Genomic DNA, 14,138 nt, shown 5'->3' on the forward strand with positions numbered 1-14,138 from the left:
TCCGGTCAGATCAGCCCTTGAGCTGGTCCCGGATCGGCAGCGTGCGGATGCGCGTGCCGGTGGCGGCGAAGATTGCGTTGCACAGCGCCGGCGCAATGGTCGGCGTCGCCGGCTCGCCGACCCCGCCGAGCGGCACGTCGAAGCGGCTCGGCAGCAGGTGCACATGGATCTCCCGCGGTGCGGCTGGCGCGCGCAACACCTCGTACTGGTGGAAATTGTCCTGCTGTGGCCGCCCGTTCCTGAAGGTGATCTCGCCGCTGGTGGCCAGGCTGAGGCCCATGATGCAAGCGCCTTCGACCTGCGAGCGGATGCGATCCGGGTTCACCTGGGGACCGCAGTCGACCGCAACGTCGATGCGCGGTACGCTGATGCTGCCGTCCTGCCCAACCACGACTTCCACCACCGCGGCAACGTAGGTCACGAAGCTGTAGCAGACCGCCAGGCCCAGGCCGCGGCCCGACGGCAGCTTGCGGCCCCAGCCCGCTTCGCGCGTGGCCACTTCGATGGTCTTGCGCAGCCTGCCCGTATCCAGCGGATACTGCTGCGGCGACTCGCCGTAGTTCCAGGTGTCGCCCATCTGGCCAGGGTCGATGCGGCGATCCCGCCCTAGCAGCGCCAGCAGGTAGTCGCGATGATCCTGGCCCGCCGCCGCAGCCAGTTCAGCGGCAAATGACTGCACGGCGAAAGCATGCGGAATATTGGACACGGAGCGGAACCAGCCGATGCGGGTATGCGCCTCCACCTCGGGGTTCTCCACCCGGAGGTCGGGGATGTCGAAGGGCACATTGATCGCGGACATGCCCAGCTCCACCGCCGATTCCGACCTGGCGCCGGCGGTGAACGTAGAGCTGATCGATGACGCCGCGGTCCGGTGCAGCCACGCGAGTGCCTTGCCGTCCGGGCCGAGCATGGCCTCCAGATGCTCCACGGAGACGGTGTGGAAGTAGTCGTGGTGCAGATCGTCGTCCCGCGTCCAGGTCACCTTGACCGGCTTGCCGCCCATTGCCCTGGATAACAGCGCGGCCTCCGCGACAAAATCAGGCTTGGATTTGCGGCCAAAGCCGCCGCCCAGCAGCGTCACGTGGACGGTCACGTTCTCAGGCTTGAGACCGAGAGCCTTGGCCACGGTCTCGCGCGTGGCCTGGGGCGCCTGCACCGGCGCCCACACCTCGCACGACCCGTTGCGCACCTTTGCGGTAGCCACCGGCGGTTCCATCGATGCGTGCGCGATATGCGGCAGGTAGTATTGCGCCGTGATCCGCTTGCCGCTGCCGGCCAGCGCCGCCATCGCGTCGCCCTGGTTTCTCACCACCCGGCCCGACCGGCTGGCCGCCGCCTCCATGCTGGTCCTGAAGGCGGCCGAATCGTAGCCGGCATTGGGGCCGTCCTCCCACTGGATCTTCAGCGCCTCGCGGCCCTTGATGGCGGCCCAGGTATTGGTGGCAATCACCGCCACCCCGCCCAGCGGATTGAACAGGGCCGGCGCCGGGCTGCCGGCAAGCGGCACGACCTTGACCACGCCCGGCACCTTTTCGGCCTGCGCCGCGTCGAAGCTGGCCACCTTGCCGCCAAAGACCGGAGGACGGGCGATCACGGCGTAGAGCAGACCGTCCATGCGCACGTCGATGCCATACTGCGCACGGCCGGTGGCGATATTGCGGCCATCGATATTGCGTGTGCTGTCCTTGCCGATATAGCGGAAGGCGGCGGGATCCTTGAGCTTGAGACTCGCGGCCGGGGGCACGGGCAGGCGGGCCGCGTCGCGCGCCAGCGCGCCGTAGCCCAGCTTCCTGCCGCTCGCGGCATGCACCACCTCATGGTTGCGCGCCTGCACTTCGCTCACCGGCACGCCCCAGCGCGCGGCGGCGGCGGCTTCCAGCATCTGCCGCGCACTGGCGCCGACGCGCCGCATCGGCTCGAAGAAATGCCGGATGCTGCGTGAGCCGTCGGTATTCTGGTTGCCATAGCGCGTTTCGTCGCCCGGGGCCTGCACCACCGCCACGCGGGCCCAGTCGGCTTCCAGCTCGTCGGCCACCACCATTGGCAGGCTGGTGCGCACGCCCTGCCCCATCTCGGAGCGATGGCACACGACCGTGACGCGACCGTCCTCGCCGATCTGCACGAAGACCAGCGGATCGTCCACCGCGCCGCCGGGCATCGCGTCACGGCCGTACTTCTTGACCTCGTGCGCCAGCACGACGCCGTCCATGCCGACCGTCAGTGCCAGTCCTGTCATCGCGCCCATACCCTTGAGCCAGCGGCGCCGACCTGCCGATGCGGGCTCGCCATTGGCGGCGTCCTGCGCCGTTGCCAGTTCAATACCGCTCATCCCGCGCATTTGTGCCGGTTTCATTTGGCGCCCCCCTTGCCTGCCACGTTCGATTTCGCCACATGCTGGATGGCGGCGCGGATGCGCGTGTAGGTGCCGCAGCGGCAGATATTGCCGCTCATGGCGCCGTCGATATCGGCTTCGCTGGGATGCGGGTTGGCCTTCAGCAGCGCCGTGGCGGACATCAGCTGGCCGGCCTGGCAGTAGCCGCACTGGGCCACGCCGAACTGCTCCCACGCTGCTTGCAGCGCCTGCCCGACCTTATCGGCCGCCAGGCCCTCGATGGTGGTCAGCTTCCTGCCAGCCGCCGCGGAAACGGGCGTGACACAGGAGCGGATCGGCTGCCCGTCCAGGTGCATGGTGCAGGCGCCGCACAACGCCATGCCGCAACCGAACTTGGTACCGGTCATCCCTAGGTGGTCGCGCACCGCCCACAGCAGCGGCGCATCGTCGGGCAAATCGATCTTCTGGGGCTTACCGTTGATGGTGATTGTTCTCATGTCTTCTTGCAGGGCGTGCCAGTGGGAACGGACGGCCTTTACAAGGCCGCACGCGGCGAATGCAACGGAGATTCTGGTGCGCGCACGGCGCCCCCGGAATGAGAATTTTGGGAATTCACAATTCCAGGCGTCGGAATTCCTCTTTTGCCCGGAAGACGGCCGGCGCGGCAGCGATGCCGCGATGGCAGGCGCGCCGCCTACGCTCCGCCGGACGCTCTGCGCCTGCCACCCTGTCCGCTGCCGGGAAACAGGTCGGGATCGGTGAAATACGCAACCAGTGCATCGAACACCAGCCGCACGCGCTTGGGTACCGGCGCCCGCCGCGGACGGAATACGTAGAGGCCCCATGGCTGCGGCGTGTGCTTTTCCAGCACGCTGACAAGCTGGCCAGTGCGGAGGTACGCGCCTGCAAGGTAGTCCGGCAGCTGGCCATAACCGAGGCCGGACAGCACTGCGCCGAGCTCCGTTTGCGGGTCGTCCGTGAGGAACGCCGGGGCGCGGGGAATGAACTGCTCGTCCTGCGCGAAGTACCAGGGCCAGGGTCGGCGGGTGCTGCCGGCCACCAGGCCGGTGGTCGGCAGCCTATGGAGATCGGCGGGGACCGTAGGGCTGCCGGCGCGCGCCACCAGCTCTGGCGTCGCTACCACATGGAACGAAATCCGCCCGGTCATGCGGGCGACGAAGCGTTGGTCGCGAAACATGCCGAGACGCACGCCGATGTCGATTTCCTCGTCCACCACGTCGGCAACCTGGTCCGACAGCCGCAGGTCGAGCATCAGGCCCGGATGGTCGAGCGCAATCTGCCGCAGGGCCGGCAGCAGGTGTTCGCGGCCAAGCGTATACGGGGCCGTGATTCGCACGGCGCCCCTCAGCTCAGTCGCGGCGCGGGCCGAAGGCTGGGCGAACAGGCCGTCAACATCGCTCAATGCCTGACGTGCGCGTTCGGCCAGCCGCTCTCCCGCGGCGGTGATTCGCACACTACGCGTATTGCGGTGGAACAGGGGCTCCCCCACCAGGTCTTCCAGCTCCTTCACCGCGCGCGTGACGGTCTGGGGCGAGGTGCTCAGACGAGCTGCAGCCGCCTTGAAGGAAGGCGCTTCCGCGGTCACGCAGAAAATCCTGAGCATTTCGAGTCGATTCAGCATGCACCCTCGGCGATCCCGGCCGGCAACTTCGCGTCCCGGCTGGCGCGCATATTCCAAATCGTGGAGTATAAGTGCGGACGATGCGATGCTTCACCGGCGCGAGTTGGCACCCGGCGATGCGATAGCGGCGCAAGGATGCCACGCCGCGGGCCAATCGACCCGCTACATGCCGGCGCCTGAACTGCCAGGCCCGGACTGGATCGCGGCCAGTTTGACGTACAACGTACTCCGCGAAATTCCCAGTGTCCGGGCGGCCATGGACATATTGCCGTGGGAATTCGCGATCGCATCGAGTATCGCTTGTCTTTCCACTTCCTCAAGGCGACCGCGCGGAACAGGCAGTGACGTCGAGGTGGATATGGAAACTGAGTCCTTTGGCATCTGCGCGATGCCCGGGGGCAACAGAGGAGTATCGATGATGTGGCCTTCGCTGAGCGCGAACATCACCTCGAAGACATTGTGCAGTTCACGTATGTTGCCCGGCCAGCGATAGCGCAGCAGCGCCTGCCACACGGCGGGCTCGAGCTGCTTGGGCGCACAGCCATACTTGCGCGCCAGTTTGCCGTTGAGATGCGCAATGATTGCCTCGATATCGCCGGGCCGGTCGCGCAGCGGCGGTAGCAGCAGGCTGACGACGCAGAGGCGGTGGTACAGGTCTTCGCGAAAGTGCCCGGCTGCGATCTCCTTCTGCAGGTCACGGTTGGTGGCTGCGACGACGCGCACCGCGACGCGCCGCTCGCGGGTATCGCCCAGGCGGACCACAACGCCGTCCTGCAGCACGCGCAACAGGTGGGGCTGCATGTCCAGCGGCATCTCGCCAACCTCGTCCAGGAACAACGTACCGCCGTCGGCCTGCTCGAACTTGCCCGGAAGGCCACCACGGCGGGCGCCTGTAAAAGCGCCGTCGGTATAGCCGAAGAGTTCGCTGGCCAGCAGCTCACGGGTAAAAGCGCCGCAGTTGACGGCAACGAACGGACCGTCGGGGCGGTTACCCGCCCGATGAAGCGCCCGGGCAAAGAGTTCCTTCCCGGATCCGGTTTCGCCAAGCAGCAGTACCGGCAGATCGAGTGGTGCGATACGTCGCGCGCGCGCCTTGGTCGCCACCAGGACCTCGCTTGACCCGACGATCTCGCCAAACGCATCGTTGGCTGCCATCGGTGCCGTAGCCGTCGGCAACGATACCGCGCCCTGATGCTGGCGCGCCTCGAGTGGGATCACCAGCATCGTACCCAGCATGCCGTCATGGTCCTTCACCGGGTGCAGCCATTCGGGGCGCAGCCATTGCGGGCGTTGGCAGCTCCGGTCGATATCGGGCAGTGCAAGGTTGAGTCCAGGTACCTGGGCGCCAGCTTCCAGGGGCAGCCGCACGTCATGGCTCTCGCGCGCCGCCTGCGCATTGCCGTTGGTACGGACAACGCGCCCACGGCTGTCTACGAGCACCACAAAGTCGCTGGCGTAGCGGATGAAATGATCGATCGATCGGGTCAGCAGCCGCTCGTGCATGGCAACGCTGCGGCGGGCCAGCTCGCATTCGATCTGCCTGGCGGCGGCCACCACCAGGCCCAGGGTGTGGCCATGGAAGGTTTCCTTGACGCCGGAGACATCCACCACGCCCAGCAGGGTGCCGCCAAAGGGGTCGAGAATGGGCGCCGCGGCGCAGGTCCAGTTCTTGACGTCCACACAGAAATGCTCGTTGGCATGGATCTGAACCGCAGCGGCGGTGGCGATCGCGGTGCCGATGGCATTAGTGCCGATCACGTCCTCATTCCAGCAGCCGCCGGCTGCCAGGTTGATCCTCTCGCCAACGCTGCGGGCCCGGGTCTCACCGTTGAGCAGCAGAATGGTGCCGCCCGGATCGCAGAGCATGATGAGGGTACCGCATTCGCGCAGGATCTCGCGCAGGCTCTCGAGTGCCGGCCTGGCGGCATCGCACAGGTCCCGGCTCTGGCGCTGCAACTGGCGCACATGCTCGGCGCCAGCCCCCGGTGCGGAGTGCTTGGCAGGATCAACGGCCTCGGACCGACACCGCTGCCACGATGCGAGGACAACGCTTCGCACCCCCTTCGCTTCCACGGGCTGGTCCTGCAGAAAACGCTCCCAGGCCGACGCCACGACCAGTTCGTCGCCGATGCGGGGGATCAGGGCGCTGCAATGTAGAGACGGCATGGAACGATCACTATCAATTGACTGCAGTAACCGTATGCCCGCGCTATCCCCAAGTCAACAACCTCTTTGAAATCAACAGTTTGTGCTCTGCAGCAAATCAATCGGAGGTGTCCGGTTTCCGGTCAACGCCGCTTCAGGTGTCCGGAAACCGGACAGTGCCAACCGTCCGCCCGCGACAGGTCCGGTTTCGTTAGCCGTAGCCGTAGCCGTAGCCGCCACGAAGGTAGCGGCCGTCTGATCGTTGGCCGATGTGCCGGAATCCATGCATGTCGCACGAGCACGGCTCAGGAAGAGGATTGCGTTGAATTCGCGAACGTCCCGCACTCGAATCCGAAGCGGGAATCGGCTCGCACCACCGGCACACTGCGCGCGTCCGCGAGCCGCCTGATGGCGTTGCGGCAGGCAGCCAGCATATCGCTTGCCCAGGACTTCCAGAGGTCGATCTGATCGCTGCGGCTCTCGCCATACAAGCACCACATGCAGAAGTGCTCACAGTTGTTGGAAATCAGGCGATAGCGATCCTCGCCGAGGCGCGAGTAGGCGCGCCGGACGGCTTCCACACCAGCGAACCTGGCACCGGGGCTTTGCCGGACCCGCACCGGATGCCCGTTCGCGAATTCCTCGAGCGTGACCTCGTGCACCGGGGCCGGACGCAGCGACCGCGACAGACCCGCGTAATGCACGACCTTGCCGGCGCCCGCATAGACGCCATGATGCGTGTACCCAAATCGATCGGTGACGAGATGGGCGCCGGGAGCCAGGTCGGTGTCGGCAACCGCTTCGACCAGCAGGCGCCTTGTCATCATTGAATTCTTCATGGACTTCACCACGTTTCGCTGCCATTCGCAGGAAACCAGCGCACAGGTCGTGCCAGCGCTGTGTCCGGGCACAGGGAAGTCAAAGACCATCGCTGCGGCGACAGGCAAGCGGCCCATCCCCACGCCCGGCGCCATCCGCGCAGGGCAACAGCGCATGCCCCCGGCCGCTAAAGCCTGGGCTCGCCGCAAGACAACCGCATCGAATCGCTGGCCAGAAGATGTCCGGTTCCCGGACACCACTGTGCAGGGGCGTCGTGAATCCGGACAGCGACGGCAGGCACCCCTGCTACCACCGGAGTGGCCGGGGAATGCCCGCAACGTGTTGATTCCATTGCATACCGGCGCTGCGCGTCTGTGCCAGCCAGCGCTTGGCACAGGCCTTGCCATGGTTGGGTCGTGGGGAACTCCCACCATGACTACACCAACGACAGGAGGCAGTATGCAACCGCAGTCCACCGTACAGGTGATGGGCATCGATGCTGGCGGCACGATGACCGACACATTCTTTGTGCGCTCCGATGGCCGCTTCGTGGTCGGCAAGGCGCAGAGCAATCCCGGCGACGAATCCCTTGCCATCTTCAACTCTTCCGAAGACGCCCTTGCCCACTGGGACCGGACCGTGGACGATGTCTATCCGGAACTGGTGACTTGCGTCTACTCCGGAACGGCCATGCTCAATCGCATTCTCATGCGCAAGGGCCTTGCCGTTGGCCTCATCTGCAACCGCGGCTTCGAGCAGATCCATTCGATGGGCCGCGCGCTGCAGAGCTATCTGGGCTATGCCCTGGAGGACCGCATTCACCTGAACACGCACCGCTACGACGAGCCTCTTGTGCCCGTCTCGCGCACGCGCGGCGTCACCGAACGTACCGACGTGCAGGGAAAGGTGGTCATCCCCCTGCGTGAAGACGAGGTCCGCCAGGCTACCCGGGAACTGGTGGAGGCCGGCTCGCAAGCCATCGTCATTTGCCTGCTGCAATCCCACAAGAACGAATCGAGCGAGCAGCGCGCCCGGGATGCGGTAAGGGACGAGCTGCAAAAACTGAAGGTGGATATCCCCGTCTTCGCCTCGGTGGACTACTACCCGTCGCGCAAGGAAAGCCACCGCATGAATACCACCATCCTCGAGGCCTATGGCGCCGAACCCTCGCGCCAGACCTTGAAGAAGGTGAGCGACCGGTTCAAGAAGCATGGCGCCAGGTTCGACCTGCGGGTGATGGCCACGCACGGCGGCACCATCAGCTGGAAGGCCAAGGAGCTCGCGCGCACGATCGTCTCCGGTCCCATCGGCGGCGTCATTGGCTCCAAGCTGCTGGGCGAATACCTGGGGGACGAGAACATCGCCTGCTCCGACATCGGCGGCACCAGCTTCGACGTGGCCCTGATCACCAAGGGCAATTTCGCCATCAAGTCCGACCCCGACATGGCCCGCCTGGTCCTCTCGCTGCCCCTGGTGGCGATGGACTCGGTCGGTGCCGGCGCCGGCAGCTTCGTGCGCCTGGACCCCTACAGCAAGTCGATCAAGCTCGGCCCCGACAGCGCCGGCTACCGCGTCGGCACCTGCTGGCCGGAAAGCGGCCTCGACACGGTGTCGGTCTCCGACTGCCACGTCGTGCTCGGCTACCTGAACCCGGAGAACTTCCTGGGCGGTGCCATCAAGCTCGACGTGCAGCGCGCGCGCGACCACATCAAGGCCCAGATCGCCGACCCGCTCGGCCTGTCGGTCGAGGATGCAGCCGCCGGCGTCATCGAACTGCTCGATCTCACGCTCTCCGAGTACCTGCGCGCCAACATCAGTGCCAAGGGCTACAACCCGGCGGAATTCACCTGCTTCTCCTACGGCGGCGCCGGCCCGGTGCACACCTACGGCTACACCGGGGGCGTCGGCTTCAAGGACGTCGTCGTGCCGGCCTGGGCGGCCGGCTTCTCGGCCTTCGGCTGCGCCTGCGCCGACTTCGAGTACCGCTACGACAAGTCAGTGGACCTTGGTGTCGCCCAGCACGCCCCCGACGCCGACAAGGAAGCCGCCTGCAAGAGCCTGCAGGAAGCCTGGTCTGAACTGGCAGTCAAGGTCATCGAGGAATTCGTCCTCAACGGCTACAAGCCCGAGGACGTGCTGCTGATCCCCGGCTACAAGATGCAGTACATGGGCCAGCTCAACGACCTCGAAATCGTCTCGCCGGTGACCCGCGCCGCCACCGCCGCGGACTGGGACCAGATCGTCGAGGCCTTCGAGAACACCTACGGCCGCGTCTACGCGAGCTCCGCCCGCTCGCCGGAACTGGGCTTTTCGATCACCGGCGCCATCCTGCGCGGCACCGTCGTGACCCAGAAGCCGGTGCTGCCGGAAGACCCGGATGCCGGCCCGACGCCGCCCAGGGAAGCCTATCTCGGCACTCGTCCCTTCTACCGCCACAAGAAGTGGGTGGATGCCGCGCTCTGGAAGATGGAAGCCCTCAAGGCCGGCAATCACATCGTGGGTCCCGCCATCATCGAATCCGACGCCACGACCTTCGTCGTGCCAGACGGCTTCGAAACCACGATCGACAAGCACCGCCTGTTCCATCTCAAGGAAGTGAAGTAAGGAGACCCGCCATGAACATGATGAGTAATAAAGAAGTCGGCTTCGCCGACCTGCTGCAGAACGGCCAGACGCTCAAGCAGCACCGCGACGGCATCATCGAGCGCACCAAGGCCACGGGCCACTACAACGGCCTCGAGAAGCTGGAATTCCGTGACGGCGACCCGATCGGCTACGAGAAGCTGTTCTCCAAGCTGCGCGGCGGCCTGGTGCATGCCCGCGAGACTGCCAAGAAGATCGCCGCCAGCCCCATCGTCGAGCAGGAAGGCGAACTCTGCTTCACGCTCTACAACGCCGCCGGCGACTGCGTCCTGACTTCGACCGGGATCATCATCCACGTCGGCACCATGGGCGCGGCGATCAAGTACATGATCGAGAACAACTGGGAAGCCAACCCCTGCATCAACCCTGGCGACATGTTCACGACCAATGACTGCGCCATCGGCAACGTCCACCCCTGCGACATCGCCACCATCGTCCCGATTTTCTGGAAGGGCCGGCTGATCGGCTGGGTGGGCGGCGTCACCCACGTCATCGACACCGGCTCGGTGACGCCGGGCTCAATGTCCACCGGACAGACCCAGCGCTTCGGCGACGGCTACATGATCACCTGCCGCAAAACCGGCGTGAACGACGAGCCGCTGCGCGACTGGCTGCACGAGTCCCAGCGCTCGGTGCGCACGCCCAAGTACTGGATCCTCGACGAAAAGACCCGCATCGCCGGCTGCCACATGATCCGCGAACTGGTGGAGGAGGTGATTCGTGCCGACGGCATCGAGGCTTACGAGAAATTCACCTACGAGGTCATCGAAGAAGGCCGCCGCGGACTGCAGAGCCGTATCAAGGCCATGACCCTGCCGGGCAAGTACCGCAAGGTCTCCTTTGTCGACGTGCCCTACAAGCATGACGACGTGCAGGTCTCCAACGCCTTCGCCAAGCTCGACTCCATCATGCACTCGCCGGTGGAGATGACCATCAAGCCGGACGGCAAGTGGCGCCTCGACTTCGAAGGCGCGAGCCGCTGGGGCTGGCATACATTCAACGCCCATCAGGTGGCATTTACTTCCGGCATCTGGGTGATGATGTGCCAGACCCTGGTGCCCACCCAGCGCATCAACGACGGTGCCTACTTTGCCACCGAGTTCCGCCTGCCAAAGGGCACCTGGTGCAACCCGGATGACCGCCGCACCGGCCACGCCTACGCCTGGCACTTCCTGGTCTCCGGCTGGGCGGCCCTGTGGCGCGGTCTTTCCCAGTCCTATTTCAGCCGCGGCTATCTGGAAGAGGTCAACGCCGGTAATGCCAACACCTCCAACTGGCTGCAAGGTGGCGGCATCAACCAGGACGGCGAGATCCACGCGGTCAACAGCTTCGAGGCCAGCTCCTGCGGCACCGGTGCCTGCGCGGTCAAGGATGGCCTCAACCACGCCGCCGCGATCTGGAACCCGGAAGGCGACATGGGCGACATTGAGATCTGGGAGATGGCCGAGCCACTGCTCTACCTTGGCCGGAACGTCAAGGCCAACTCCGGCGGGTATGGCAAGTACCGTGGCGGTTGCGGCTTCGAGACGCTGCGCATGGTGTGGAACGCCCAGGACTGGACCATGTTCTTCATGGGCAACGGCTTCATGAACAGCGACTGGGGCATGATGGGCGGCTATCCCTCAGCCACCGGCTACCGCTTCGAGGCACACAAGACAGGGCTGGACAAGCGCATCGCCATCGGCGACTCCTTGCCTCTGGGCGGCGACATCGATCCGGGCAACCCCGACTACGAGCGCCACATCGATGCCACTGCCGTGGTCAAGCGTGACAAGCAGTGCATCACCACCGAGGACTGCTACGCCAACCACGACCTGTACCTCAACTATCTGCGCGGGGGCCCGGGCTTCGGTGACCCGATCGACCGGGATCCGAAGGCCATCGAAACGGACCTCAACCAGAAGTTCCTGCTCCCGGAATATGCGCAGAAGGTCTATGGCGCCGTCTTCACCCAGGACGCCAAGGGCGTATTCACGGTAGATGCAGGCAAAACCCAGGCTCGCCGTGCCGAGATCCGCAAGGAACGCCTGGCCCGGTCCCTGCCCACCCGCGAATGGATGAAGGAAGAGCGCGAACGCATCCTCAACAAGCACGCATCCGTCCAGGTGCAACACATGTTCGCCACCAGCTTCGCACTGTCGGAGAAGTTCACTCGGGAATTCAAGGCATTCTGGAACCTCCCCGCGGACTGGCAGTTGCTGGAGGAAGACCTGGGCGTGCCGTCCTACGGTTCCAAGCACCGCATGGACCTCTCCCTGCTGCCCGACGTCACCACCGTCGTCCAGGTCGAAGAGTAATCACCGTATCAAGGAGCTGAACAATGTCTGCCTACACCAATGAACAGGTTGCCCACCTCGTCGAAGGCTCCCTGGACTGGGAAACCACCTTCCGCATGCTCTCGATGCCCAAGGATGACAGCCGCTTCGAGCAATACCTGGCGGCCCTGCAGGCCAAGGTGAGCTTTCCGGACCGCATCGTGCTTCCGCTCGGCCCGCATATGCACATCGTGCAATCGGCCAGCAACATGAAGTGGCTGGTCAAGTGCGATTGCGGCCATGAGTTCTGCGATTACCGCGAGAACTGGAAGCTGCATGCCTCGATCTACGTGCGCGACACCGAGGAGGCAATGACCGAGGTCTATCCCAGGCTCATGGCCCCCGACACCCAGTGGCAGGTCTATCGTGAGTACTACTGCCCGGCGTGCGGCACCATGCACGACGTCGAAGCACCCACCCCGTGGTATCCGGTGATCCATGACTTCGAGCCGGACATCGAGGCCTTCTATAAGGAATGGGTGCACCTGACGGTTCCGGAGCGCGCCCCGGACTGATCGCAGCGTGAAGAGCGGGGGCAGGCGCTGCCTGCCCCCCGCAGACACCGGTTAAGAAGGGAGGCAGCATGAACCCCAACCTTGCGCAAATGCTCGTCCGCACGGCCCGCGCCTATCCCGATCAGGCAGCGCTCTATCTCGGCACCGAGCGGCTATGTACCTTCGAGCAACTCGCCGACCGCGTGGCACGCTGCGCCTGCGGCCTGCGTGACTGGCTCGGCCTGCAGGCCGGGGACCGGGTCGCGTTGGTCATGAAGAATTGCCCGCAGTACGTCGAGCTTTTGTATGGCATCTGGCATGCCGGCCTGTGTGCCGTGCCGATCAACGCCAGGCTGCATCCGCGCGAAATCGAGGGCATCCTGCACGACAGCGGCGCCCGCGTCAGCTTCGCCGCCGATGCCGAAGCAGTGTCTGGCGCCCGGACCATCGTGGTCGGTTCCACCGACTATCATGCCCTGTTTGCGGCACACGGCATGCCGGTCACCGATGTGTCCGAAGACGCCCTCGCCTGGCTGTTCTATACCAGCGGCACGACCGGCAAGCCCAAAGGGGTCATGCTCTCGCACCGCAATCTAGGCGCCATGTCCCACGCCTATGCCAGCGCGGTCACCCGCATCCTTCCAGGCGACAGCCTGATTCACGCGGCGCCAATGTCCCATGGGTCGGGACTCTACTTGGTCCCCCACATGGCCGAAGGTGCGAGTCAGGTGGTCCCACCTTCAGGCGGCTTCGACGCCGGCGAACTGGCGGGCCTCGTCGCCGCACACCAGCGCCCGAGCGTCTTCGCTGCGCCGACCATGCTCAACCGCCTGGTCGAATACGCACGCCGGACCCGGGCCGACGTCTCCAATCTCAAGGTCGTAGTCTGTGGCGGTGCGCCCCTCTATGTGGAGGACGAGATCGCCGCAGTCGAATGCCTGGGCCCCCGCATCGCGCAGATCTACGGCCAGGGCGAAAGTCCGATGACCATCACCGCCCAGTCGTCCCACGAAATCGGCCGCGCCTACGCCGTCGGCGACCTCAAGGCGCTGGCTTCGGTCGGGCATGCCCTGCCCGGCGTGGAGATTCGCATCGCCGATGCCGGGGACCGTGCGCTCCCGGTGGGGGAAGTCGGTGAAGTCCTGGTGCGCGGGCCCACCGTGATGCAAGGCTATTGGAACAACCCGGAGGCCAGTGTGGCGACGCTGCGCAATGGCTGGCTGCATACCGGCGATGTCGGGTGCGTGGACGAGCAGGGGCAGCTCACGCTGAAGGACCGCAGCAAGGACACGATTATCAGCGGTGGCTCCAATATCTACCCGCGCGAGGTGGAGGACGCCCTGCTCGCCCATGCCGCGGTGGCTGAAGTCTCCGTGATCGGCCGCAGGCATCCCGTCTGGGGAGAGGAAGTGGTAGCCGTCGTCGTGCTGAAGGCCGGGATGCGGATGACCCAGTCCGAACTGGATCAGTGGTGCCTGCGCCGGATCGCCAGATTCAAGCGGCCGAAAGCCTATCTGTTCGTCAATGCGTTGCCGAAGAACAGCAACGGCAAGGTACTCAAGACCGCGCTACGGGAGCTGTTGGCCCAAGGTGGCGAACAGGCGAATGCCAGGACGTGGCGCTGGCAGCTTGCGTAGGCCGAGACTTACAACTCTGTCATCAAGCAGCAATGCATCGGTTGGCATCGGATACATAGACTGCTTTGCACGGCGCGACGATCCGCGCGCCGCGCAAGTCAACAGGAGAGT

The 14,138-nt window shown here is 65.3% G+C and carries 9 protein-coding genes; 4 read left to right on the forward strand and 5 right to left on the reverse strand.

All coding sequences use genetic code 11. The annotated features are described in order from the left end of the window. Window positions 1–10 precede the first annotated feature (10 nt). The 5 genes from KB879_RS11565 to KB879_RS11585 form a co-directional block, all read right to left on the reverse strand. Window positions 11–2,329, reverse strand: coding sequence for a xanthine dehydrogenase family protein molybdopterin-binding subunit (locus KB879_RS11565; protein WP_211982177.1), 2,319 nt, complete (start codon window positions 2,327–2,329; stop codon window positions 11–13). Between the two features lie 20 nt (window positions 2,330–2,349). Continuing rightward, the gene (locus tag KB879_RS11570) at window positions 2,350–2,829 is read right to left on the reverse strand and encodes a (2Fe-2S)-binding protein (protein WP_115213844.1); all 480 of its coding nucleotides are present in this window, start codon (window positions 2,827–2,829) and stop codon (window positions 2,350–2,352) included. 197 nt (window positions 2,830–3,026) lie between these two features. Then, window positions 3,027–3,974 carry a LysR family transcriptional regulator gene (locus KB879_RS11575; protein WP_211981360.1) on the reverse strand — a complete coding sequence of 316 codons (948 nt, stop codon included), beginning with the start codon at window positions 3,972–3,974 and terminating at the stop codon, window positions 3,027–3,029. A gap of 162 nt (window positions 3,975–4,136) precedes the next feature. Continuing rightward, on the reverse strand, window positions 4,137–6,086 hold the full coding sequence (locus tag KB879_RS11580; RefSeq protein WP_249221285.1) for a sigma-54-dependent Fis family transcriptional regulator: 1,950 nt from the start codon (window positions 6,084–6,086) through the stop codon (window positions 4,137–4,139). Between the two features lie 338 nt (window positions 6,087–6,424). Then, complete coding sequence (locus KB879_RS11585; RefSeq protein ID WP_371827400.1) at window positions 6,425–6,958, reverse strand: lecithin retinol acyltransferase family protein; 534 nt, start codon at window positions 6,956–6,958, stop codon at window positions 6,425–6,427. 439 nt (window positions 6,959–7,397) lie between these two features. On the opposite strand from KB879_RS11585, the gene KB879_RS11590 reads away from it, so the two are divergent. From KB879_RS11590 to KB879_RS11605, 4 genes are all read left to right on the forward strand, one after another. Beyond that, window positions 7,398–9,542: a hydantoinase/oxoprolinase family protein gene (locus tag KB879_RS11590; protein ID WP_153954035.1), complete on the forward strand. Its 2,145-nt coding sequence runs from the start codon at window positions 7,398–7,400 to the stop codon at window positions 9,540–9,542. An 11-nt stretch (window positions 9,543–9,553) separates the two neighbouring features. Then, on the forward strand, window positions 9,554–11,878 hold the full coding sequence (locus KB879_RS11595; RefSeq protein ID WP_153954034.1) for a hydantoinase B/oxoprolinase family protein: 2,325 nt from the start codon (window positions 9,554–9,556) through the stop codon (window positions 11,876–11,878). A gap of 23 nt (window positions 11,879–11,901) precedes the next feature. After that, window positions 11,902–12,411 (forward strand): acetone carboxylase subunit gamma, encoded by a 510-nt coding sequence (locus KB879_RS11600; RefSeq protein ID WP_153954033.1) that lies wholly within the window; start codon window positions 11,902–11,904, stop codon window positions 12,409–12,411. 68 nt (window positions 12,412–12,479) lie between these two features. Continuing rightward, on the forward strand, window positions 12,480–14,027 hold the full coding sequence (locus tag KB879_RS11605; protein ID WP_211981362.1) for a class I adenylate-forming enzyme family protein: 1,548 nt from the start codon (window positions 12,480–12,482) through the stop codon (window positions 14,025–14,027). The last annotated feature ends 111 nt before the right edge of the window (window positions 14,028–14,138 follow it).

Origin of the sequence: Cupriavidus sp. KK10 (assembly GCF_018223725.1) — a bacterium.
Lineage (GTDB): Bacteria > Pseudomonadota > Gammaproteobacteria > Burkholderiales > Burkholderiaceae > Cupriavidus > Cupriavidus necator.